19 protein-coding genes and 1 pseudogene are annotated in these 22,848 nt (G+C 40.3%); 5 read left to right on the forward strand and 15 right to left on the reverse strand.

What is annotated here, in order from left to right; translation table 11 throughout:
• Window positions 1-237 precede the first annotated feature (237 nt).
• Window positions 238-1,968 (reverse strand): ATP-binding protein, encoded by a 1,731-nt coding sequence (locus HWQ39_RS03785; protein ID WP_292841937.1) that lies wholly within the window; start codon window positions 1,966-1,968, stop codon window positions 238-240.
• A gap of 120 nt (window positions 1,969-2,088) precedes the next feature.
• Entirely contained in the window at window positions 2,089-2,883 is a 795-nt protein-coding gene (locus HWQ39_RS03790; protein ID WP_292841765.1) for a glutathione S-transferase family protein, read from the reverse strand.
• Between the two features lie 563 nt (window positions 2,884-3,446).
• Between HWQ39_RS03790 and HWQ39_RS03795 the strand changes: the two genes are divergently transcribed.
• On the forward strand, window positions 3,447-4,292 hold the full coding sequence (locus HWQ39_RS03795; protein WP_292841767.1) for a fasciclin domain-containing protein: 846 nt from the start codon (window positions 3,447-3,449) through the stop codon (window positions 4,290-4,292).
• Between the two features lie 416 nt (window positions 4,293-4,708).
• Here the strand turns inward: HWQ39_RS03795 and HWQ39_RS03800 are convergent, their stop codons facing one another.
• Window positions 4,709-5,617, reverse strand: a complete 909-nt coding sequence (locus tag HWQ39_RS03800; protein WP_292841769.1) for a polysaccharide deacetylase family protein — start codon at window positions 5,615-5,617, stop codon at window positions 4,709-4,711.
• 756 nt (window positions 5,618-6,373) lie between these two features.
• Window positions 6,374-7,672 carry a glutamate-1-semialdehyde 2,1-aminomutase gene (hemL, locus tag HWQ39_RS03805; RefSeq protein ID WP_292841771.1) on the reverse strand — a complete coding sequence of 433 codons (1,299 nt, stop codon included), beginning with the start codon at window positions 7,670-7,672 and terminating at the stop codon, window positions 6,374-6,376.
• A gap of 320 nt (window positions 7,673-7,992) precedes the next feature.
• Between hemL and hisIE the strand changes: the two genes are divergently transcribed.
• A complete protein-coding gene (gene hisIE, locus HWQ39_RS03810; RefSeq protein WP_292841773.1) occupies window positions 7,993-8,643 on the forward strand; it encodes a bifunctional phosphoribosyl-AMP cyclohydrolase/phosphoribosyl-ATP diphosphatase HisIE in 651 nt (216 codons plus the stop codon).
• A 37-nt stretch (window positions 8,644-8,680) separates the two neighbouring features.
• On the opposite strand, the gene HWQ39_RS03815 is transcribed toward hisIE, so the two are convergent.
• The gene (locus tag HWQ39_RS03815) at window positions 8,681-9,940 is read right to left on the reverse strand and encodes an MFS transporter (protein ID WP_292841775.1); all 1,260 of its coding nucleotides are present in this window, start codon (window positions 9,938-9,940) and stop codon (window positions 8,681-8,683) included.
• A 485-nt stretch (window positions 9,941-10,425) separates the two neighbouring features.
• On the opposite strand from HWQ39_RS03815, the pseudogene HWQ39_RS03820 reads away from it, so the two are divergent.
• Window positions 10,426-10,617, forward strand: a pseudogene (locus tag HWQ39_RS03820) (DUF2811 domain-containing protein); the annotation flags it as partial.
• 707 nt (window positions 10,618-11,324) lie between these two features.
• Here HWQ39_RS03820 and HWQ39_RS03825 read toward each other — a convergent pair.
• On the reverse strand, window positions 11,325-12,044 hold the full coding sequence (locus HWQ39_RS03825; protein ID WP_179065386.1) for a response regulator transcription factor: 720 nt from the start codon (window positions 12,042-12,044) through the stop codon (window positions 11,325-11,327).
• Between the two features lie 660 nt (window positions 12,045-12,704).
• Between HWQ39_RS03825 and HWQ39_RS03830 the strand changes: the two genes are divergently transcribed.
• A complete protein-coding gene (locus HWQ39_RS03830) occupies window positions 12,705-13,331 on the forward strand; it encodes a CPP1-like family protein (protein ID WP_292841778.1) in 627 nt (208 codons plus the stop codon).
• Window positions 13,332-13,607: 276 nt separating this feature from the next.
• On the opposite strand, the gene HWQ39_RS03835 is transcribed toward HWQ39_RS03830, so the two are convergent.
• The gene (locus HWQ39_RS03835; protein WP_292841780.1) at window positions 13,608-14,300 is read right to left on the reverse strand and encodes an HAD family hydrolase; all 693 of its coding nucleotides are present in this window, start codon (window positions 14,298-14,300) and stop codon (window positions 13,608-13,610) included.
• A gap of 242 nt (window positions 14,301-14,542) precedes the next feature.
• On the opposite strand from HWQ39_RS03835, the gene HWQ39_RS03840 reads away from it, so the two are divergent.
• A complete protein-coding gene (locus tag HWQ39_RS03840; RefSeq protein WP_292841782.1) occupies window positions 14,543-15,148 on the forward strand; it encodes a hypothetical protein in 606 nt (201 codons plus the stop codon).
• Between the two features lie 125 nt (window positions 15,149-15,273).
• On the opposite strand, the gene HWQ39_RS03845 is transcribed toward HWQ39_RS03840, so the two are convergent.
• The 8 genes from HWQ39_RS03845 to pstA all read right to left on the reverse strand — a co-directional run bounded on the left by HWQ39_RS03845 (window position 15,274) and on the right by pstA (window position 22,819).
• A complete protein-coding gene (locus HWQ39_RS03845) occupies window positions 15,274-15,780 on the reverse strand; it encodes a type II toxin-antitoxin system YhaV family toxin (RefSeq protein ID WP_292841784.1) in 507 nt (168 codons plus the stop codon).
• Window positions 15,777-16,127: a hypothetical protein gene (locus tag HWQ39_RS03850; protein ID WP_292841786.1), complete on the reverse strand. Its 351-nt coding sequence runs from the start codon at window positions 16,125-16,127 to the stop codon at window positions 15,777-15,779. The genes HWQ39_RS03845 and HWQ39_RS03850 overlap by 4 nt, the downstream gene beginning before the upstream one ends.
• Before the next feature lie 130 nt (window positions 16,128-16,257).
• Window positions 16,258-17,355: a 4-hydroxyphenylpyruvate dioxygenase gene (gene hppD / locus HWQ39_RS03855; protein WP_292841788.1), complete on the reverse strand. Its 1,098-nt coding sequence runs from the start codon at window positions 17,353-17,355 to the stop codon at window positions 16,258-16,260.
• Between the two features lie 106 nt (window positions 17,356-17,461).
• The gene (locus HWQ39_RS03860) at window positions 17,462-18,166 is read right to left on the reverse strand and encodes an SDR family oxidoreductase (RefSeq protein ID WP_292841790.1); all 705 of its coding nucleotides are present in this window, start codon (window positions 18,164-18,166) and stop codon (window positions 17,462-17,464) included.
• Window positions 18,167-18,247: 81 nt separating this feature from the next.
• Complete coding sequence (locus tag HWQ39_RS03865) at window positions 18,248-19,537, reverse strand: NYN domain-containing protein (RefSeq protein WP_292841792.1); 1,290 nt, start codon at window positions 19,535-19,537, stop codon at window positions 18,248-18,250.
• A 186-nt stretch (window positions 19,538-19,723) separates the two neighbouring features.
• A complete protein-coding gene (locus HWQ39_RS03870; protein ID WP_292841794.1) occupies window positions 19,724-20,503 on the reverse strand; it encodes a phosphate ABC transporter ATP-binding protein in 780 nt (259 codons plus the stop codon).
• 508 nt (window positions 20,504-21,011) lie between these two features.
• Window positions 21,012-21,791, reverse strand: coding sequence for a phosphate ABC transporter ATP-binding protein PstB (gene pstB, locus HWQ39_RS03875; protein WP_292841796.1), 780 nt, complete (start codon window positions 21,789-21,791; stop codon window positions 21,012-21,014).
• A gap of 146 nt (window positions 21,792-21,937) precedes the next feature.
• Window positions 21,938-22,819 carry a phosphate ABC transporter permease PstA gene (gene pstA, locus HWQ39_RS03880; protein ID WP_292841797.1) on the reverse strand — a complete coding sequence of 294 codons (882 nt, stop codon included), beginning with the start codon at window positions 22,817-22,819 and terminating at the stop codon, window positions 21,938-21,940.
• Between the last annotated feature and the right edge of the window lie 29 nt (window positions 22,820-22,848).

Consider the following 22,848-nt stretch of genomic DNA (forward strand, 5'->3'; position numbering starts at 1 on the left):
AACTCCTCTTCTGTTGCCAAAACTAGCCGGATAACCGAACTGAATTTGCTGTGAGAATGGAGGGATGTTACGAATTGGTCATTTGTCATTGGTCATTAGTCACTTGTACTGAGCGACTTATGCCGAGTGGAGCCGAGGTAAGTCGTTGGCGCAATCTTTGTCTTTGACACGCTGTTCGCGTTCGTAGAGAAGTATTGGTCATTTGTAAAGGACAAAGGACAACTGACAAATGACAATCTAAAATCCCAGGTCAGCTTTGGCTAGTTCAGCGGCGGCGAATACTTCTGCGTCTGGTTTTTCTTCCCAGGCTGGCTCGCCAATTTCTTCATAAAAGGTTGCGTCGTAAGGTCGGGTACGTACTACTACTGGCATAGGAACGGCGTGACCCAAAATTAAGGCTTGTTGTTTCGAGTCTAGCTTTGCCAATACCGATCGCAGCCCGCTACCACCAGATACACCTGTAAAAATTGCCTCAATGTCTTTTTCATCATTCAGCAAAGCGGTAATGCGAGTTCCAATCTGGGACATAACTTCATTATCTATGCCTGATGGACGTTGATCGACTACCAAAAGAGTGACAAAATACTTACGCAGTTCGCGGGCAATAGTCCCAAAGATGGTACTTTGGACGATCGCTGGATCGAGAAAACGATGCGCCTCTTCAATGGTAATCATCAATGGCGTGGGGCGATCGCTAGGATTTTTGCTTTGCAGGAATTTATCTGCTTTTTTGACGTAATGCTCGTGAATACGCCTGGTGATCATATTTGTCACCAACATATAAGAGAGCATATTAGACTGGGAACCAAATTCTATCACAACATTCTTCCCAGATTCCAGGCATTGCACAATTTTACTAATGTAATTCTGGGGGCAAACTGCTCGCATATACTTCAAACTATCCATCCGCAAGAGTTTGCGCTGCAATGCCATAATCGAGCCTTTGTGTCCGCGCTTCTCGTCGCAGAACATCTCGATTTCTTCGTTGGTCATATTTAACAGCTGGACAATCCAAGACTTGCCAAATTCGCTGTACAAAATATTGGCGTTATCTAATGCTGCGTCAGAGAGTCCTAAGTCTCGGCTACATAACTTAATATCTTCAACTTCTATTTGCTCATAGCTCAAATAAAGTTCTTGAGCATCACGTACACCCCGGCGCTTTGTCGATTCCGGATCGAGGGTGTAAACTTCAACTTTACTCGGAAAAAGCTGCTTTAAGCCCTTAACAGTACTGACATTCTTACCTTCTGCAACAGCTTCCCAGCCATACTCCGAGTGCATATCAAAAATCAAATTCACTGCCGCATTTTTACGGATAACACCAGCTAAAAGTAGCCGTGTGAGAAAAGATTTACCAGTACCAGATTTCCCAAAAACCCCATTACTCCGTTCCACGAAGCGGTTTAAATCGATGCAAACGGGCACATCCATATCCAGAGGTTTGCCGATGGAAAAATTTCGCCTTTGGGGGTCATCTTCCCAACCAAATACCCGGCGAAAATCGTCAACACTTGCATCGTAAACCTGACTAAAGTGGCTAGGAATAGTTTTAACAGGTAACAATTCCATCGTTGTGCTGGTTTGTGGCACAAATGAAGCTAAACCCGTCATCGACGGGATAAAGGGATTTGCCGATTTGCCATTTGTTGGGGAGAAAGACTCTTCAGATTCGGGAGTAAACATCAACATCGGCGCGAGGTTGATAGTACCGTAAGTACCACTTCCGGCTAAAACATCTCGTAAAAAAGTGTCTTCCCAACTGGGGGGATTAGCAATAATTCGGGCATTAGCAGCTCCCAATGCTACATCTGTCAGCATACAAAAAAAACGCGATCGCATCCCTTGCACAACAAGAAATTTACCCACCCGCATATCTTCTACAGAAATGTCAGGATGCAATCGTACTTCTAAACCTTCAGTTAAAGAACCTTGAATGACCGAACCTAATGGCTGTGCCGAATTCATCTGATTAGTCATTTGTTATTTGGGCATTGGGCATTGGGCATGGGGCATTGGGCAGTGGTAATTGATTATCTCTGTTCCTTGTCTTTTTGTCTTTTTGTCCCATGCCCCATGCCCGATTACCTAATCAATCTGAATTGAAGTTGGCGCACCCCCTGTTGCGGAAGTGCTGCTGATTAACGGTTTGCGGAATTGGGTGTAAAGGCGATCGCGCCAGGTGAAGAATGGTTCATAATCTATATTTTCGGCAAAGATTGGCAATCCTTTTCCTCTGATAGAAGCTGGTAAATCCAGATAGGGGCCACTGGGGAACTTGAGTAATATCGATAAGCCAGCCACCGCTAAGTCAGCTAGAGTTGGCTCATCTCCTGTTAAATAGGGACTATCTGCCAATAATAACGTCAAGGCTTCTAAATCTTGTTTTAAAGATGTGATCGCTGACTGTATCACATCTGGGCTGTAACCAACCCCAAAACCGAACAGTGTCAGAAAATCACTCGGTACTCCTCCAACCAGACTTTTAAATATATCTGGTGTTGAAGTGGGTAATAAAGACTTACGGAAATTTTGATCTTGACTTATGGCAGCAAATAGGGCTTTGCGACCTTTAATGCCGATGGACTCATCCGCCCATTCTTCTATTAATAAAGTTAAACCCCGTTTTTTAGGATCTTGCGGTATGAGCGGCCGATCGGGATACTCTAAGTCTAAATACTTAGCTATCTCCGTAGAATCCGCAATATATCTATTACGATCCTTTAATACCGGGACTTGTCTTTGACCAGTCAGCCGGAACAGTTCTACCTGTCCAATCCCCGGAGTCACCTCTATTTTGCGATAATCTAGTCCTTTAAAATCTAGAATGAGGCGCACTTTCTCTGAGTATTGAGAGAGTTCCCATTGGTATAATTCCAGCATTTGTTGGATACCTTATAACTGGTCAACTTCTTAACTTTACAATTGTATCTTTAGTTTAAGTAATTTTTATTGGCATTAGTCCCTTAGTTGTCTATTTAATTGACATTCGGGTTTAATTGATGCCTAATTTTTGGTAAAGTTATTGATTTTAAAATATTGTTTTCTCTTTTACTAAAAATAAAATACTAAATCATTGAATTCGATATATATACAACAGAGTAAGGGTTTCACAGCCTGTCCACCTTTCCCAAAAAAGAATGGAAGTGTGGTTTTTAGTATATTTTGCGACTTTTCACACATTTTTAGAGTTTCTGATGCTACATCTGCGGGGTTTTAACTCTTTTTGGTGTGAGGGAAAAAATTTTTTCAGTTTTTTATATAAAATATTATATGCTATGTGTATTTAATACTTGTCAGTGCCAGTCGAAGTCAGATATTTGACCTCACCAGCACAAAAAATCTTCTTGAAAAAAATCTTAACTTCCTGCTTAGGTTAGATTTTTTACGTAGCAAAATGTTATAAGTCTTTATGTAATGTGTGGACAAAAAAACAAACAAAATTTATGAAGACAAATTACAGCAAATTGCTGACCACGTTGGCAGGCATCGCCGGATTTACTAGTTTCAACCTTCTCATTAGTTTACCATCTGATGCAAAATCGGCACTAAATCCTAACCCCAGTATTTTTAAGGAAGCTCCCTACAGCCAGGGGCAACGCCTTCAAGCAGACGCTCAATACACAATTGGTGAGACCGCTTCTGAAGCAGAAAAAGGCAATACCAAACGCAAACCTGTAGCACAGAATAGTGGTGGAACTCTAAATCCCAAACCAAGTATTTTCAACGAGCCTCCCTATAACCGTGGTGGTAGCGCTACACCTAGTGAACCTACACCCCGCACCCCACGTCCTATCCCGGAAAATCAACCTACCCCACCATCCACTGGGACACCTTCTACAACTCCACCAGGGCCAGGAGCAAGCGACAATCAAGGCAAGAACTTGTTAGCTTTAGCAGAGTCCAACGCTTCCTTTACCACCTTAACCAAGGCTTTGAAAGCAGCAGGATTGACCGGAGCCTTGCAAGGCAAAGATAACTTAACTATTTTTGCACCCACTGACGCAGCTTTTGCTAAATTGCCACCAGATGCTTTACAAGAATTGTTAAAACCAGACAACAAAGAAGTATTGATCAAAATCCTAACTTACCATGTAGTATCTGGTAAGGTATTGTCCACTGATTTGAAGTCTGGTGAAGTTAAAAGCCTTGAAGGCGGTACAATCAACATTAAGGTTGATCCTGCAACTGGTGTGACTGTCAATGATGCGAAAGTTACACAAGCAGATATCACAGGCACTAACGGTGTAATCCACGCAATTGATCAAGTGATTTTACCTCCTGACTTGTAGTTTGACCGTATCAGTACAACCGAGAAGATAATTAGGTTGGTATAAATTATTAATAGATAAAAACTCCGTTCAAATGTCAATTTTGGACGGTTTTTTGTCAGAATGGTGAGTTACAGCTATTTTTAGGTAAATAGGGGCTGCTGAATAAACAGAAAACCTTGATAAATCAATGCCTTGAGTGGGATAAAAGGTGAATAAGGTGCAAGGAAAAAGACTTGATATCACAAAAAATCAATCACTTTTTCAGATTCAAGAGATTTAGGGGTAGTTTGTAACTCCCCTCCAGCATAGTTGCCGCCACGAGCAGCATTTCTAGCCAGAGGCTAGAAACGAAATTTGAAAAGGGTTTTAGCTTAAGTTGATATCAATGAGCAATGCTGTACCCTTACAACTCCTGAATTCTGTTTCAATAACAATTACTTTTTGTTTGCAATTCGCTTTATATCTTTATCTTGCATTTCTAAAAGTTCAGGGATAGTAACAAAGCTATAGCCCTGTTTGCGAAAGTTAGCAATAATTTCTGGTAAAGCTTTCACCGTTTTAGAACGATTACCACCACCATCATGCATCAGCACAATGCCACCTGGTTTAGCCCTCCTGAACACATTATTAATTAATTTTGGTACAGCCGGACGCGAGTAGTCTACAGAGTCAGACGACCAGAGAACGATAGCATATTTGCTATTTCTAGCGTAAGCAGCCACACCATTGTGCATGATTCCCCCTGGCGGCCGAAACAGATTTGTTTTAATCCCTGTAACTTGATAAATCAAGTCTGCTGTGTGGTCAATTTCATAAGCAGCTGCTTGGGGATTCAAGAATTGATACCAATGATGCCAAGTATGATTACCAATTACGTGACCTTCAGCAATCTCGCGCTTGACTAAGCTTGGATAATTCTTCACGTTTTGTCCAATGAGGAAAAATGTGCCTTTGATTTGATTTTGTTTAAGAATATCAAGTACTTGCGCGGTACTCTCAGGCCATGGCCCATCATCAAAAGTGAGAGCAATTACTTTTTCGTCGGGAGTAAGTTTTGCCGCCTCAATTGTTTCCCCTTGAAAACGTAGTGGCACAGGATATGAGAGACTCTTTATTTGTGCCTGTTCCTGCCAAATTCTCAGCATTGTCGCTTTTAGGTCTTCAATCATCTGCTGAGTTCCAACCTTGGCTGGTAGATTGCTGACATTTATATTGTCTGTACTTTGAGCCTCAGAAGAGCTTGACTTGATAAACATCATCGACCCAACGCTCAAACCGGTACTTAAGACCAGCAACGTAACTAATATTTTTTGTAGACCAAAAAATGACTTTTTTTCCTCCACTTCATAGCTCCTTAAAGGGTAGAACCATCTTTTTTTCACAAGAATTCTGGCAATTTTTATACTGTGGTAAGCTTCGCTACGTAAGTTACAGTATAATTGATACTTTTTGAAAGTTAACTCCAACCCTGACTCTGAAAAAATGCCTTACCCGACGGATAATCTAATATCTATAAGTAAAATTTTCGCTATGAAGATGAGAGCCAACTTAAGCGTTAATTTTTGTAGACTATAGGGATGAGGGGAATTTAGAGAACTGTAAAAGGCAATTAATCCTGCCTTCTTAACATGAATATATTTGATGTAGGTTAAATATTGCATATTCTATTGACGAAGCCATTGCAAAATTATGACGAAGATGTGACCTTCCTTGAGACATAAAGGCACAGGGCAGACCTGTTAAAAAATTTCTTTGATCCCTGACTGTCCAAGATGAGTTAATACTATTGGCTGCTAAAAAATCTGCCAATAAATCATCTATTTTGTGGGGCGGGCAAGATACATTAGTGTCAACTTAAGCTAAAACTCCTTTAAAACCTCGTTTCTAGCCAGAGTGGGGGAATGCAACTCAAAAGCGGCTCTGCCGCCAGTAGGGGAGGCGGAGCCTCAACGGCGAGCATTCCTAGTCTCTGACTGGGAACGAGGCAATCTAAAACCTACTTCTAGATTTGCTTTCACGTTAAGTTGACACCAATGGGCAAGATGCCTGCCCTACAAAATGTTACAGGATACTTTTTTCTTTGGAAATCTTTTAACAGCTTACAGGCTAGATATTACATTCCGTGCAACTGCTAAAGTCTGATCGATATCCTCCTCGGTGTGAGCAAAAGAGGTAAACCCAGCTTCAAATTGAGAAGGTGCTAAGTAAACACCATGCTCTAACATACCGCGATGAAAGCGCCCAAATTTGGCTGTATCAGACTTTTTCGCATCTTCGTAGTTATGAACTGGGCCAGAGGTAAAGAATAAGCCGAACATGGCGCTGATTTGACCGCCGCAAACGGCATGACCATTTTCCTTGGCAATTTGCAGCAAACCATCTCCTAGTTTTTTAGTAATCCGGTCAAGATACTCGTAAGTACCTGGCTTTTGCAGCAATTCTAAAGTCTTAATGCCAGCAGTCATCGCCAGGGGATTACCTGAAAGTGTCCCAGCTTGATATACGGGGCCTGCGGGAGCAACCATTGACATAATATCTCGACGACCACCATAGGCTCCTACTGGCAAACCACCACCAATTACCTTGCCTAAGGTTGTTAAATCGGGAGTGACGCCAAATTTTTCTTGAGCGCCACCGTAAGCAATGCGGAAGCCTGTCATTACTTCGTCAAATACCAATAGCGCTCCATATTCGTGAGTAAGTTCCCGTAACCCTTCTAGGAAGCCAGCATCAGGAGCAATAAATCCAGCATTGCCGACGACTGGCTCAAGAATAACGCCAGCAATCTCGTCGCGATTTTCTTCAAACAAAGCTCTGACGGCTTCTAGGTCGTTGAAAGGTGCAGTTAGAGTGGTGCTAGTTGCTAATTTAGGTACTCCCGGTGAGTCTGGCAAACCAAGTGTAGCAACACCAGAACCCGCCTTTACTAGAAACGCATCGGCGTGTCCGTGGTAGCAACCTTCAAACTTGATGATTTTCTCGCGGTTGGTGAAAGCCCGCATCAGTCGCAAAACTCCCATACAGGCTTCAGTTCCAGAGTTGACAAATCTGACCATTTCGATACTAGGAACGGCATCGATGACCATTTCTGCCAAAACATTTTCTAGGACTGAGGGAGCGCCGAAACTGGTACCTTTTTCTAAGGCTTCATGCAGGGCTGCAATGACTTCTGGATGAGCATGACCACAAATAGCTGGGCCCCATGTGCCTACATAGTCTATGTATTGATTGCCATCTACATCCCAAATATATGCGCCTTTAACACGATCAAAAACGATGGGTTGTCCGCCCACAGATTTAAAGGCACGAACTGGAGAACTGACTCCTCCAGGCATGAGGTTTTGAGCAGCGGCAAAAACTTCTTGTGATTTTGTTGTTTTAATTGTGGTATTTACCAAGGTTCATCTCCTAACAGTGGGCAATAAAAAGCTCTATCTTAGAATAGGGTCAAACACTGCTTAGAATTTCTATCCTATAGAATTAGCTGAACCGAAAAAATAACAATATGTTATGCAAGTCCAATGAAGACTTGACTTTAGATATTCAAACTTGATGATTTGAGGCATACCAGGATCTTCGGTAAACTGTATCCTTGCATCAGTTTAGGAGTATGTCACAGCTAGATAACATAGTTCAATTCCAAAAAAGATACTAGTTGCACTATTCCGAATGGTATCGTGAATCCATAAGTTATTCTCATTAGAGCAAACTAGCTGGTATGTCTTCTAACGATTCGCGATCGCTGCATTACACTATCCCGGTTGAGCAAATTCGCTATGATGAGCGGGGTCTAGTGCCTGCAATTATCCAAGACTATCTGGATGGTACTGTCCTGATGATGGCATGGATGAATCAGGAGTCGTTACAAAAGACTTTAGAAACTGAAGAAACTTGGTTTTGGAGCCGTTCTCGACAAGAATTATGGCACAAGGGGGCAACTTCTGGTCATATCCAAAAAGTTCAGAGTATCCGTTATGACTGTGATAGTGATGCGCTGCTTATCGGTGTAGAGCAATTAGGAGATGTTGCCTGCCATACTGGAGAACGCAGTTGCTTTCATCAAATAGAAGGAGAAATTGCTGCACCACCAGGGGATACATTGTCGCAATTGTTTCAAGTAATATGCGATCGCCGTGACAATCCTACTGAAGGTTCTTATACCTGTAAACTATTCGCAGGTGGCGATAACAAAATATTGAAAAAGATTGGTGAGGAAACTGCTGAGGTGGTAATGGCTTTTAAGGATGATGAAGCAGATGCGATCGCAGGTGAAGTGGCTGATTTGCTATATCATACTTTGGTTGCCTTAGCTCACCATCAAGTTGATTTAAAATCGGTGTATCGCAAGCTCCAAGAACGTCGTCAATAGAGCAAAAAAACAAATGATCTTATCCGTGGGAAGTATTTTATTCAGCCAAAATTCGATTGAGATACTGTAAAATTACCAGAGCGATCGCTACACTCAAAATGAACCCTAGCCAGTAACTATTGGTAATAATTTGTGGTTGATCTAATGCCCATCCACCCAAGGGATGACCAATAAAAGAGCCAACAGCCCAACACAAAGCGTTGATGGAAAAATAAACACCGCGTTGATTTTCTGGGGCTAACTCAGTCACTAAAGAAGCAGCAGATGGGGTATAAGAAACAATTGCCACTGCAAATACTCCCAATGCCAATGTTACCCAAACTAGTTGATGAGATGGGGCAATGCCGCTTACCCAAATTAGTCCAAAACCAATTGCCCAGAAAATAGCCGAAACAGTCAGGGCCAGTGTGTGAGAGTAGCTTTTTAAGATGCTGGTGACAGGTAGCTGACAAATAATAGCGAATACTAAATGCCAAGCAAATAATCCGCTAATGGTAGTTTCAGCAAATCCCTTGGCAGTACTTTCTACAAAGACAAAGTTTTTGAAGTAAAGCGGTAGGGTGCTGTGGATTTGAGAGATATAGATTGTGAAGAATATATTAACTGCTATGTAGACTAGGAAACGCCCATCTTTTAATACTGCCATCCAAGCAGCAAAAAGTTCTGTCTTTTCAGAATTCTCTATCTGCTGTTGTTCAGTTTCACTAATCCCTACATAGACAACTCCAAAAAATACCATAAAAGAGATGGCATCAATGACAAATAGCCATCGATAACTCCCAATTATCGCAATCAAAAACCCAGCAAGCACAATTCCGATCGCTAACCCCAGATTATCAGCTAGTCGTGCGATCGCAAAAGTTTCGCGGCGATTGTCAATTTGGCTAGCGTCAGCAACCACAGCTTCAGCCGCCGGCCAATAGAAACCTATCCCTAAACCGCTAATCAAGCTACCAATTACCAAAGTAGTGAAATTATTGGTTGCCGCTAAAACTAAAGAACCAATTGCTGAAATCGCCGTGGCTAGCAACAAAGTGCGGCGGCGTCCCCATCGTCCAGAATCAGCCAAAGAACCACCTCCAATCCGCCCAACGATGCCGGAAATCGAGGCGCTACCCAAGGCTACCCCAACACTGGTTGCAGATAAACCAAGTTGATTGACAAAAAAGATGGGAGCGTAAAACAGGGTGAAGCCAGTACCAACTTCTGAGAAAAATCTACCAATTGCGAAAATCCAGACCTGGGGATGTATCGATGGCAACCACGAAGATAACTGAGATTGAGAAGCTAATTTCATGAGCTTAAATGTCATAGGTTGATGACATTTTTGTAATTCTTATCATTGGCTACTATTTTCCTCACTCATTCCACAGGGTTTCCACAGGGATTTTAGCAGTTTTCCACAGGTGCTATACGAGTTAATAGGCTTCTTACCGTCTGACTGGGGATTGTTAATTATAAGTAGCAAAGAAGTTTAAGGACTGAGTTTTTGTGAAGTTAAGTAACGAAAATTTACCTCAAAGTCCTATTCTTTCGTTCGCATTTATTTTTTATACAATCGTTTTTAACATTTCGCAGCATTGACAAACCCACCCCCTCTTGGCGCACAATGATGCGGCTTGCTTTTGTAATCCGTTCAACCGTTGGCATTAAATGTGTAAAATATATTACCAATTGATATCAGCGTAGATTGTTGGGATAGCGAAAGAGCGTGTGAAGCCCCAAGCCGCTTTACCGCAAGCAACTTGTCCCTCTTGATTATCCTCATAGGAGGAAAATCTCATGAAAGCAACGGTTAGCATCTTTACAGAAATTCCCGAAACACTCCACGAATCCTTAAAAAACTACTTAGAAACCCATCCTGATTGGGATGAAAACAGAGTATTGACGGCGGCGCTATCATTGTTTTTACTCCAAAATGGGGATAGCGATCGCCGTGCTGCTCGAGTCTATCTGGAAACTTTGTTCCACCACTCCTCAGTAGAAATGCCCTGTACTGACTTACCAGCAACAGCTAATTTACTAGATACCCCGTAGGTACTGCTATGAAGGCGTTATTCTGGCTCGTACCCTATTAATGGGGCATCACATACCATACCCCATTAACGGGATTTTAAGCCAATAGCGATCAGCAATATTACAACAAAAAAGATCAGTAGACTCTGATCTTTAAAAAGGTTCCAATAGTTTCTTCTGTTGCCAAAACTAGTTGGTAATAGCGCCAGATTTAAGTAGTATATTAGCTGACCGTTAGTACTTTTTATATAGCGGTTTTCTGTTGGATACAAACAGGTTCGTTGGTTAGTACAGTCAAAACACAAGAGGAAATTCTTGTTTCTAGCCTCTGGCTAGAAATGAACATCATTAGACTTCTTGCAGAAGTCGGACAAAGGGCAAGGGGTAAAAGTTTTGCATTTTACCCTTTCCCCTTTTACCACGAGAGTGCAAAAAGCACTTTTGCAAGAGGTCTATTGGCCTGCTGCCGGAAATTCAGAAGGTGGTAGCCCCCCAATAAGCATTTCCAGCCAAACATTGAGAACCAGAGAAAGCTTTTTCTGTATTTGAGAAATATCTACTTATGTTGATTGTCTAAATTTATCTTTTAGTAAAGTCAAAGAAATTCACTAAATATCTGCCCCAAGAGTCAACAGTCAAGAGTTAAAAAACTCTAGACTATAAACTCAGGACTTGGCTTCCAATTGCTGGGGGTGGGCAGGAGATTCAAACTTATAGCCTACGCCACGTACAGTTTGAATTAATGCCGGCTGACTAGCATCAATTTCAATCTTCTTGCGAATTTGTCCAATATGTACATCTACAACCCTCTGGTCGCCGACATATTCATAATCCCAGACCTCTTGGATGAGTTCTGCGCGCCGCCAAACTCGGCCGGGATGGCTGGCTAAAAAATGCAACAAGTCAAATTCCAGAGCAGTTAAAGGTACTGGTTGATTATTAAGTGCTACCTCCCGTCGCACCGGATCAATCATAAGTTTTTCAAATACCAAGCGTTTCTGCTCGGCCGTAGTTATCACTCGCTGACGCCTCAAAATGGCTCCAACTCTGACTTCTAGCTCTCCTAATCCAAAAGGCTTGGTGAGATAGTCGTCAGCACCTTTAGCAAAGCCACGAATTTTGTCAGCTTCGTCAGCACGGCTAGTCAACATCAAAACAAAAACACCATTACGACTTTGCATCTCTTGGCAGAGGTTAAACCCTGTGACATCTGGTAGATTCACATCTAAAATCACCAAATCAGGGTTAAATTGCTCAAATAGATTTAAGGCTGTCTTTCCATCTTCGGCAGCCTCCACCTGATAGTTCTGCTTAATCAAAAAGCGTTGGATTAAATTCCGAACCGCAGGGTCGTCGTCAACTACAAGAATCTTGGCGGGAGCCATGACCATTACTTTGCACAAAAATTCGTAAGATTAACAAGAGAATTGCGTAAAAACGCAGTTGCCACTTTGGCACTAACTAAGAATCTACATGGCTACGGTATAAGAATCCCGATCATTCAAAAATAAATACTCTAATCAGGATTGTGGGCGATGAGAACGCGAAATTTCTGTTAGGCACAGTATATAAGCGCTCTGACTTTAGTCGCAACAGTTCTTGATACCAAGACACCTCTTGATCTCAGTTAGGTGGTAACTTAAAACGTTTTAATTTTAAATCGATATGCGGATATATACCACAAGCGATTATTCAGTATAGTTAAAAAAACTCTATTAGGGCACTGTAAATTGCCAGATTTGAAATAGGAAAGTTGATTTTTTCATAAAAACTATGCATTTTTAGGTACTCTCCGATCCAATTCTAGATTAGAGCCAGAATTAAGCAACGGCATGAGGATATACACGGAGTTATATCGATATGTTAAAGTGACTATAGTTGAAATTACAAAATCGATCAAACTAAGCCGTGCTACTATCCTGGTAGGGCATAAAGTAGATCGAGACTTTAGTTTCGATCAAAATAAAACCTAAAGCTGTTTTTTCTTCGACATTTTTTCTTAGATTAAAGACTGCCGCTGACTGAGGCTGAAGTAATAAACTCCCATGAGCGATCAAAATCCCTACGAAAAACTTGGGGTATCAGAAGAGGCTAGCTTCGATGAAATTCAGGATGCTCGTAATCGCCTATTCCAGCAACACAATGGCGATACCAAGCATTTAGAAGTAATTGAAGCGGCTTACGATGCGATTTTAATGGATCGCCTACGGATGCGCCAGGAAGGTAAAATCAAAGTCCCTGAACGCATCCGGTTTCCAGAGTTGCGAGTGCAATCGCCTCCTAAAGAAAGTCCAATCCCTCGCCAGCAGTCACCTGCATGGCTACAAGGGCTGCTTGATGAGCCATCGCCTGCGGATATACTTTTACCAGGAGCTTGGTTTCTTGGTTTGAGTTCTATTAGCCTGTTCTATCCAGAGGGAGGCGAGCAGATTTTACAGTTAGCATTGGTGGTTGGTGTAGGCACTAGTATTTACTTTCTCAATCGTAAAGAAGGCAAATTTGGCCGGGCAGTTTTACTCACCCTGCTTACTTTAATAATTGGCTTAATCGCTGGGGGACTAGTTGCTATCTGGCTTTTACCACAAATACCATTCCTCAATCTGTCATCGAATCAGTTCTCTACTGTACTGACGTTTATATTCTTTTGGTTGGTTAGTAGCTTTCTACGCTAAATCGATAGCCGTAAGGAAGCTTCTAGAAACTTCTAAAAAGAAAAGATGATTGATGTGTGTTATTTCTCTTGGTTTTAACACGCGGTAAGGGTGCATATACGTGTACCCTCACTATGGATATGTAATAAAAGTATAACTATTGATATCATCTCCGCTTAAATTACTTAATTGAAACCCAAGAACTCCCCCCGCCCCGGAAGCGAGGAAGAGATTAAGGGAAGCGCTAATTATCTGAATATAATATTGATTCAAGCTGTTGCAGCCTACAGAGTATTTCTAGACAAGGCGTTGAGATTCTAGGACAAAATCTACAGCAGTGCTAAAGTCTTTAACTATTAAGTCGGGCTGATAAAGTTCCAATTGGGTGCGATCGCGAATCCCACACTCTACAGCCATCACTTTAATATTATAATTTTTCGCCGCGGTGATATCGGCTTCTGTATCTCCCACCATCCAGGTATCAGCAGCGGGGGGCAGTTCTTTTAAAGCCCTAGCCATTAACAAGGGCTTATCTTCAATATCACGAGTTTTCACGTAGTCGTTACTTAGGCAATAACAACGATTTTCCGGGAAAAATCTCCCCAAATCGTATTTTTTGAAAGCATAATCTAGTTCTCGAACTCGGCGCATGGTCATCACTGCTAAATCAATGCCAGCTTGTTGAATTTTTAACAGTGCATCCACAGCACCAGGCGCGAGAGTATCATAGTTAAAATAAGCTTCTGTATGCACCGTTTGCCGCCGTAATTGGGCGAATTCTTGGGCTTGGGCTTCGTCTAACCCTGAATTTAAGGCGATTTGTTTTTCAGGAATGCGCGATCGCTTTAACTGCCAAAATTCTGCTTTCGGAAGTTCTTGCACCACTTGGTCTTGGCGACGAGTTTTCTCTAAGCAGAATTGATAAACACGGTAGTACCGTTCGGAAACATCAATAATTGGGCCGTCGAAGTCAGTAATCAGTCTTAGCATCGGCGGAAAATGTTAATTTTTATTAAAATTATCTCAGATGTATGGCTATTTTTCGAGAGTAACAGCGTGATTTAAGCCCTGCACAAAAATTAGCTCAAGAACTACCAGATATAACAATATATTTCAACAATCAGTGTTCGGAATAATAGTACGGAAGGTTCTCTAACTATACAAGTTAATCCAGTAGGTACTAAAAAACACATAGTACTTAGATATAAGCTGCCATCACCTTGAGGAAAATTATGAGTGAAGAATGGAAATTTTTAAAGCCTATTTTCAATTATGAAGAAGTAACTAAACTTAGGGAAACACTAAATAAAATTGTAATCGGTTCTGGAAGTACTGTCGAGCCTAGTAAACTTAATATTATTAAGCAGTCCGACTGGATTACCATACCAACAGAAAGTAGAGATCACTTTTCTGAAGAAGATGAAATTAAACTTTTACAAGCAGTATTGCAACATGAGAATCAAGAAATTGTAGCAATAGCATTTGAGCCTTTAAAAGCGTTCCCTCTCGCATTTGTATTTCCAGCAACGGCTGAAACTATTGCAGAGTTTAATCATGAATGTGGACATTTTTGGTTTGCACTGTATGCTGGAGAGCCTGATTGGGTAATTATATGTACTAAGTTAGATTTCCTTATGATTACTGGAAAACATAGTTTCGTTAGCCAATTTTTAGGCTATGAAATCCAACCAGCTTTTGCTGACTTCTACGAATTAGCATTAAGTTATTCTGATGATGATCCTGAAAAAAAGTCTTTACTACAGGTGTACAATCTACTTTCGCGTGAATATCCTAAGATAAATCCTGGAGAAATTATCCAACTTTTGCCTGTGTCGTGAACCATGTGTTAGGCGTTTTGCCGTAGCGTAACCTACTAGAGGTTTTTTTGTAAACTCTTTTTAAGAAAGTAGCGACGATGACCTAGAGGAAAATCCTCTAACTCTCCAAAAACATTTTTAACCTTTTAAATTAAAGTCTCAGAATCTTCAGATATTGTTTCTATATTTAAATCTTCTGTGTTTAAATTATCTATGTCTAAAGAAGCTTTTAAAAGTTCGCTCCATGAATTTGGAGGGTTTCCCTTATCAAGCATTTTTGTAAATTTTTGATAAGGATCTGTTTTCGATCCTTCTTTTCTTAGCGTTTTTTCGTCGTTTACCCAAGCATAAATAATTATTTTATCAGTACTACTGTAACGAAAAAACAAACGGAACCGTTGATAAAATTTTGCTCGAAACCAATGCTTTCTATCTGCCCCTAGCTTTTTCCCCTGTCTGAACTCTTTTGCTGTAGGGTCTCTAGGAATATGATTATAAACAAGCTCCTTAATAATGTTAAGAAGCTTTGTAGATGGGTGAGATTGATATGTTTCAGGATTACTTTCTTGAAGCTGCTCAACAGTCACAATCAGTTTTTTAAAATATTCACTGAAAGCGGGGTGAGCTTTTAATGTCCACCCATTAACATTCATGCAAAAATAAAGTCCTCTGGTAGCTCCTCATTAAAATCAACTGTCATACCTTTGGTAAGAGCTTCTGCACGATCATACAATTCTTCAGTGAGAGGTTCAATCAAACTAGAGCTATGAACAATATCTTTGTCAATTAAGTCTAAGAATGCTTCTGTATCAAATTTGGCTTTAATTTTGTCAAATTTTTTATTGGTTCTTTTTGCCTTTACATTGCTTTGGCTAGAGTAAAAGACTACCTCACTTCTAGACTCTCTAAGAAAAGCTATAAAATACTTACGTGGGTGTGGGTGACTAGTAGCTTCTACAATAGAAATATAATTACGTCTATCACGAGACTTGACTTTCATGTTTTTTAGTCTACTTTTCGCCTTCTATATCTAATTTATCTCAATATCTTTCACTCTGCAAGTTACAAATCAAAGCTATTAGCACTAAGTCCATAGAAATAGTACAAAAAAGGTAAATTGTACTCAGGCATCATTGCAAAGTACCGCGTTTGATTTGTTCGCTTTCAATGGCTTCAAATAAGGCGCGAAAGTTACCTTCGCCAAAACCTTTAGCTTGTAAACGACGTTCAATAAACTCAAAGAAAAATGTCGGCTGTTCAAAAATGGGGTGGGTGAAAATTTGCAGTAGTAGGGGCGCGGTTTGTTGTGCCCCTACGGGAGTATATTCTTGCCAGTCCACGAGAATTTCTTGTTGAGCGATCGCATCCAGTTCTAGAGGTGATAGTGTAAGTCCTGGACGCTGTTTTAGCTGGGTGTAATAGGTTTGGGGTACTGAGAGTAAGGATAAACCATTAGCACGAAATTTAGCGATCGCACTTACAAGATTAGTCGTCCGCAAGGCAATATGTTGAATTCCTGGCCCCCGGTTAACATCGAGAAACTCCTGAATTTGAGAATTTCTAGAAGCCGGTTCATTAATTGGCAATTGGACGCTACCGTTGCGCGAAACCATCACCTGGCTGTGTAAAGCAGAACGATTGGTTTTAATTTTAAATGCTTGCTGGGGTTGAAAATTGAGGATGTTTTCGTACCAAGCCACAGCACTTTCTAATTCTCCAACTGCCACGTTCAGCACTATATGATCTATGGCGGTAAAAGTGTTGTCATTGGTCATTTGTCCTTTGTCATTTGTCATTTGTCCTTTGTCAAAAACTAATGACGGATGACTACTGACTAATGACCTTTCTATCAAAGTATGAGTTAGTCCGCCCCAGGCGGCAATTTTGCCACATTTGATGAACACCGTACCTACCTGGCGTTCATGGATGGGTTGTAAGATTGTAGCACCGTGTTTTTGAGCTAGTGCGATCGCGCCTTCGACATCTTCAACAGCAAAAGCGACATCTGCCACACCAGGGGGATATTGACGCAGAAACTCAGCTACTGGACTGGTAGGTAACAGTGGTGAAGACAGAAAAAAGCAGACATCACCACTTTTCACCACTTCTGTACAAGTATGAAATGAACTGATGCGATCGGCTACTGGTTGAAAACCAAGATGGTGTATAAACCAATCCCGCCATACTTTCGCGTCTTCTACATAGAAATGAACGTGATCAATTTTCATAAATACTGAAAATACAGCATAACAGCTTATATATCCGTAAATTTTGCCATTTTTGCTAGATTTTCACGTCCTTCCTAAGCAAGAATTATCTAGGCATACTCCCACTCTAAAAGAACAGATGACTATCAGGTTGAATATTAATTTCCATTGGTACAGCTTGCGGTTCGGCAGAAAGGGCAAAGAAAATCGCATTGGCAGCAGTTTCAGGACTAAGCATTTTTTTCCGGTCTACTTTTAGGTTGACGTTATCCCAGAAAGGAGAATCTACCCCACCAAAGTAGAATAGCGTGAACTTGATACCAAAACGCTTGAGTTCTTCTGCCATGCACTTGCTGAAACCGACAACACCAAACTTAGAAGCAGAATAAGCCGCTGCCATCCCCATCGAATGCTTGCCCAGAATTCCTACTACATTACAGATATGACCAGACTTGCGCTTTTGCATCTCTTCAGCAGCCGCTTGAGTGGTGTAGAAGCTGCCTTTTAAGTTGACATCTAGCATCTTGTCTAAATCAGCAGGTTCCAAGCTGTTGTAGGGCTTGAGTATACCAGCACCAGCTGCATTCACTAAAATATCGATTTGACCAAACTCAGCGATGGTCTTTTCTATCAAAGTATCTACCTGTTGAGGGTCAGTAATATCTGTAGGAACGCTCAAAACTTCCCCTGGTAAATCATTTGCCAATGTTGTTAAACGACCAGCATCTCTCGCAGCCAGTACCAACCGGACTCCGGTAGGCGCAAGTTTGTATGTTAAAGCTGAACCAATACCACCAGTAGCACCGACAATAACAACGACTTTATTTTGCATCTTATTATTTACATTTCTTTACATCTTTTTACATAATACAGAATTACAGGCTCAGGTTGTAAATAAACATCCAGAAGGTATTTACTCGCAGAGTAGCGCCATGACCTCATATTCTCTGCCACTGGCTTCTAATGTAAATGTGGGAGATGATTTTAGATATTTAAGAAAACTAGAACCTAAGTTTAATTTTTTAATAATTGAATTAGGAGATTCTCCGGTAATTTTCTGTAACTCTGAACCTAATTTTGACACAGATAATTTAGTTTTAGGAGACGTTATTTCTATATCTTGAATAATTTTCAATAATAATTTATCTAATATTTCTCCATTAGAGATTTCCGTCAAATTTTCTTGTTTTTCTTGGTCTTTAATAGATTCAGTAAATGAGTTATCTACAACAGATATTGACTTCTCTTTTTCTGGTTGATTTAAGTTATGCTTAATATTAATCTCACATCTTTCTTGAAATAAAGTTGCAGCATCCACCAAACTGTTTAATTTAGCATTGATTGATTCCTCTTCAGTTTTAATTAAATCTTGAATTGGATCAATCACTTTTTCAAAAGATGGAACTTCTGTTGCCATTGACAAAGAATAATGAGTTAATTTGCCAGTATTCCGGTTGTCTATATGCAAACTTTGTCCCTGTCTACGTACCCAATAGACAATTAATCCTTGATTTTGGAGTTCGTTACAAAGATGGTTTAAAATTCCATCGCTAGAACAGACTAATATTTCTTTAACTGTTGGATAAGAGCGTAAGACGCAAGCACCGAATGCAATCATTTTTGCATCAGCACTATTTTTACCTTCAGGTACGTGGAGAAGTTGATAACCACGGTTATATAGTTCAATATCTTGCTTCCTAATACTGGGATTTTTCCAGTTAGCAAATGCAATTTTAACTTGGAGTGGATATTCACAAACACTGGCTAAAAACAATTCTGAATTAATATCTAATTTTAAGTTTTCTGCATCCAAAAGTATAAGAGATATTCCTGTTTCTAACTTATGCTTAATTTCATTATTTTGCTGAATTTTTAAGAGCAATTTGCTGAACAAAGAAGATTCTAAGCAATCAGGTGATAATATCATTTGCAGCAGTTCTTCAGCTAATTTAAAATTAAAAGAGCCAAGACCTTTCTCTGGAATTTTTTCTTCTGGCAGGTTTTTTACTAAAGAAAGTTCCGCCGCATCAATCATAGATAGTTTAGTATGTCCATTGCTGTTAGCTAGCAAGTCCCCTTCCAGGGAATGAGGTAATGCAAGCTCAAGGAATTGTTTGCCACAATTTTTGCAGAGGTAATTCTGCTGGTCATGGCGACGACCATTTTTATAATATGAAGTAGATTCGCACAGAGGACATTTCATCTTATGATTCAGGTGGTCTAGGCAGATGCTTTTCTTTAAGTATATAAGTATAAAAAAAGACTGTCAATTTCAGTCTGCATTGCCTAACGCAAGAAAAACTCAAGGCAAGAGGAAATTAAATTTAACCCCTAATTTCCGCTTGCTCCATATAGTAACCCTCTAAATAGCTAGAATTTTAGAAACTCTTCAACTGACGCGGGCGAAAACATAGTCACGGGTGCGAGAATCCACGGGGTTAGTAAACATTTTATTTGTAGTACCAAATTCAACCATTTGAGTAATTCGATTTTCATTGCTACAAAAGAAAGCTGTAAAATCAGATAGGCGAGTAACTTGCTGCATATTGTGACTAACAATCACAATTGTTAATTCAGAACGTAAATTATGGATCAAATTCTCAATTTTTATGCTGGCCGAAGGATCAAGACCTGAACAAGGTTCATCCATCAACAGGACGTTCGGTTTGACTGCTAAAGCACGGGCAATACATAGTTTTTGTTGTTGACCACCAGAAAGCTCTAAAGCAGATTTGTGCAGCTTATTTTTGACTTCATCCCAAAGTTCGGCAGCTTTGATGGCAGATTCAACAATTCCATCTAATTCTACTTTGGGATGCCATCCAACCAATTTCACCCCATAAGCAACATTATCATAAACGCTCATAGGAAAAAGATTTGGCTTGGGAAAAACCATACTAACTTGGCGACGTAAGCGATTGATATTAACACGACGCTCGTAAATACTCTGTCCAAAAAATTCTACTTTTCCTTCAACTCTCACTTCTGCTTCTAATTCACTCATGCGATTTAACGATTTAAGAAAAGTAGACTTGCCACAACCACTAGAACCAATAATCGCCGTGACTTGGTTTTGGTAAATATCCATTGACACGCCTTCAACTATCTTTTGAGTGTCGTAATAGAAGCTGAAGTTTTTGACTCTGATAGCTGGAATTAGTTTACTCATATTCCCAAAACGTGTGAAACGAAACTTGACTAGGTAAAACAGTACAAATCAGCGCCGCTGTTTCACTATGTTACCCCCAAAAGGAGATATTCATGGAAATTACGTAGCTATATGGTAGCTATACAGCAGATAAACAGTTAGTCAATACCTGTATTCAAGCTATGTCCACAAATTTATCTTTTAAAGACTTTTTATACCCACTTTTCGCACCTTGAACTATATCTTTAGAGAGACGCGATAAATCGGCGTCTCTACAGGTAATTTATCCATCAATTATTTATTGACAGACTACTACAGTGTACAGACAATTCCTAAAACCTGAATTAGGAATAAGAATTAAATGTAAGAGAGGCGGAGCCTCAAAGACGAGCATTCCCAGTCTGAGATTGGGAACGAGGCAATCTAAAAGCTAGTTCTAGACTTGCTTTGACGTTAAGTAGACACCAATGAGCATTGCTGTGCCCTTACGACAGATGTGATTCAAATACATGAAAACTGCTGTAAGATTTTAACCGAAACGCCCTGAAATGTAGTCGCGGGTGCGGGGATCTAATGGATTGTTAAAGATTTGCTCTGTAGCGCCAAATTCAACCATTTGACCAATGCGACTTTCATCGGTGCTGAAGAAAGCCGTAAAATCAGAGACACGAGCGGCTTGCTGCATATTGTGGGTAACGATCGCAATTGTCAACTCAGACTGTAAACTATGGAGCAGTTCTTCAACTTTCATCGTAGCGATGGGGTCAAGAGCCGAGCAAGGCTCATCCATCAATAGAACTTTCGGTTTGACTGCTAAAGCACGGGCAATACATAATCTTTGTTGTTGACCACCAGAAAGCCCTAAAGCTGATTTATCCAGCTTATCTTTGACTTCATTCCAAAGAGCAGCGCTGTGAAGTGCTGATTCGACAATTTCATCTAATTCTAATTTTGAATATCTACCTGCTATTCTCATCCCGTAGGCAACATTTTCATAAATACTTATCGGAAAAGGATTTGGTTTTTGGAACACCATACCAATTTGGCGACGTAACCGATTAATGTTGACACGAGGAGCATAAATATTCTGACCAAAAAATTCTACATCTCCTTCAACTTTTACGGGCCCTTCTAATTCACTAATACGATTAATAATTTTGATGAAGGTAGATTTACCACAACCACTAGGGCCAATAATTGCGGTTACTTGATTTTGATAAATATCTATTGATACCTTTTCGATTGCTTTTATAGTGCCATAGTAAAAGCTGATATTTTTAACTTTTATGGCTGTAATTAGGTTACTCATGCTTTCTCAAGATGCGAAACAAAAACAAAAATTTATTTTATCGAACAGAATTCAGTAGTCAGGAGTCAGAATTCAGAATGAATTTTGTCCGAAGCGGTAGCGAGTATTTTCGAGTTGCGTCTTGATTCTGACTCCTGAATTCTTCTTCAATTTAGTCTTCTCTGTCTAATAACTAAGCGAGAAAGAATACTTACACATAAAATTAAGCTGAGTAGAACTATAGAAGTAGTCCATACTAATTGACCTTTTTGCGGGTCTGGGTCGTTGTAGAGATTAAAAATCAATACTGGTAAAGAAGCGGTTGGACTTAACAATCCTTCTGACCAATCTAGACTAAATAAAGCAGTAAAAATTAAGGGTGCTGTTTCCCCAGCCGCACGAGCTACAGCTAATAAAATACCTGTGGTAATTCCGGGGATTGCAGCAGTCACAATGATGCGAAAAGTTGTTTGGAAGCGAGTTCCGCCCAAAGCAGCGGAGGCGAGGCGCTGAGATGTGGGAATAAGTTTTAAGGATTCTTCTGTTGTCAGTATAATTACAGGTAGCATAATTACAGCTAAAGCAAAACCACCTGCGATCGCACTAAATCCTTTAGTTACTAAAACTATTACACCATAAGCGAATACGCCAACAACAATTGAAGGGACACCTGTCAGAACATTAGTGATAAAACGAACAAATCCAGCGATGGGATTGCCTTGACCAAATTCTGCTAAGAAAATTCCTGTCATTATTCCTGTGGGAATGCTTATAATAGCACCAATTACTACCATAATTATGGTTCCCAGAATGGCATTACCAAAGCCATTGTCAATAACTGCTTTGACAAACATATCTGACTTTAGTCCAGATATTCCTCGGATGAGAATTTCCCACAAAATTGATAATAAAGGAATGAGTGCTAGACCTGTCAAACCAAAAGCGATCGCATTCATTACATAAGTAAATATGACTCGTTCTGTTGGCAGGGGGCTACATAATTCTTTTGCTAAAGATTCATCTGTTTCTGACTGGATATAACCACTCATATTTTTTCAATTTTTGATTGGTAAATGTC

Source organism: Nostoc sp. NMS8 (assembly GCF_017115045.1).
Lineage (GTDB): Bacteria > Cyanobacteriota > Cyanobacteriia > Cyanobacteriales > Nostocaceae > Nostoc.

Coding starts and splice junctions, on each gene's coding strand:
- HWQ39_RS03865 (WP_292841792.1), bottom strand. CDS start 19,537: ATGAAATGTCCTCTGTGCGAATCTACTTCATATTATAAAAATGGTCGT.
- pstB (WP_292841796.1), bottom strand. CDS start 21,791: ATGAGTAACCTAATTACAGCCATAAAAGTTAAAAATATCAGCTTTTAC.
- HWQ39_RS03860 (WP_292841790.1), bottom strand. CDS start 18,166: ATGCAAAATAAAGTCGTTGTTATTGTCGGTGCTACTGGTGGTATTGGT.
- HWQ39_RS03785 (WP_292841937.1), bottom strand. CDS start 1,968: ATGAATTCGGCACAGCCATTAGGTTCGGTCATTCAAGGTTCTTTAACT.
- hisIE (WP_292841773.1), top strand. CDS start 7,993: ATGTCTTCTAACGATTCGCGATCGCTGCATTACACTATCCCGGTTGAG.
- HWQ39_RS03845 (WP_292841784.1), bottom strand. CDS start 15,780: ATGAATGTTAATGGGTGGACATTAAAAGCTCACCCCGCTTTCAGTGAA.
- HWQ39_RS03840 (WP_292841782.1), top strand. CDS start 14,543: ATGAGTGAAGAATGGAAATTTTTAAAGCCTATTTTCAATTATGAAGAA.
- hppD (WP_292841788.1), bottom strand. CDS start 17,355: ATGAAAATTGATCACGTTCATTTCTATGTAGAAGACGCGAAAGTATGG.
- HWQ39_RS03825 (WP_179065386.1), bottom strand. CDS start 12,044: ATGGCTCCCGCCAAGATTCTTGTAGTTGACGACGACCCTGCGGTTCGG.
- HWQ39_RS03870 (WP_292841794.1), bottom strand. CDS start 20,503: ATGAGTAAACTAATTCCAGCTATCAGAGTCAAAAACTTCAGCTTCTAT.
- HWQ39_RS03795 (WP_292841767.1), top strand. CDS start 3,447: ATGAAGACAAATTACAGCAAATTGCTGACCACGTTGGCAGGCATCGCC.
- HWQ39_RS03850 (WP_292841786.1), bottom strand. CDS start 16,127: ATGAAAGTCAAGTCTCGTGATAGACGTAATTATATTTCTATTGTAGAA.
- pstA (WP_292841797.1), bottom strand. CDS start 22,819: ATGAGTGGTTATATCCAGTCAGAAACAGATGAATCTTTAGCAAAAGAA.
- HWQ39_RS03790 (WP_292841765.1), bottom strand. CDS start 2,883: ATGCTGGAATTATACCAATGGGAACTCTCTCAATACTCAGAGAAAGTG.
- HWQ39_RS03835 (WP_292841780.1), bottom strand. CDS start 14,300: ATGCTAAGACTGATTACTGACTTCGACGGCCCAATTATTGATGTTTCC.
- HWQ39_RS03815 (WP_292841775.1), bottom strand. CDS start 9,940: ATGAAATTAGCTTCTCAATCTCAGTTATCTTCGTGGTTGCCATCGATA.
- HWQ39_RS03830 (WP_292841778.1), top strand. CDS start 12,705: ATGAGCGATCAAAATCCCTACGAAAAACTTGGGGTATCAGAAGAGGCT.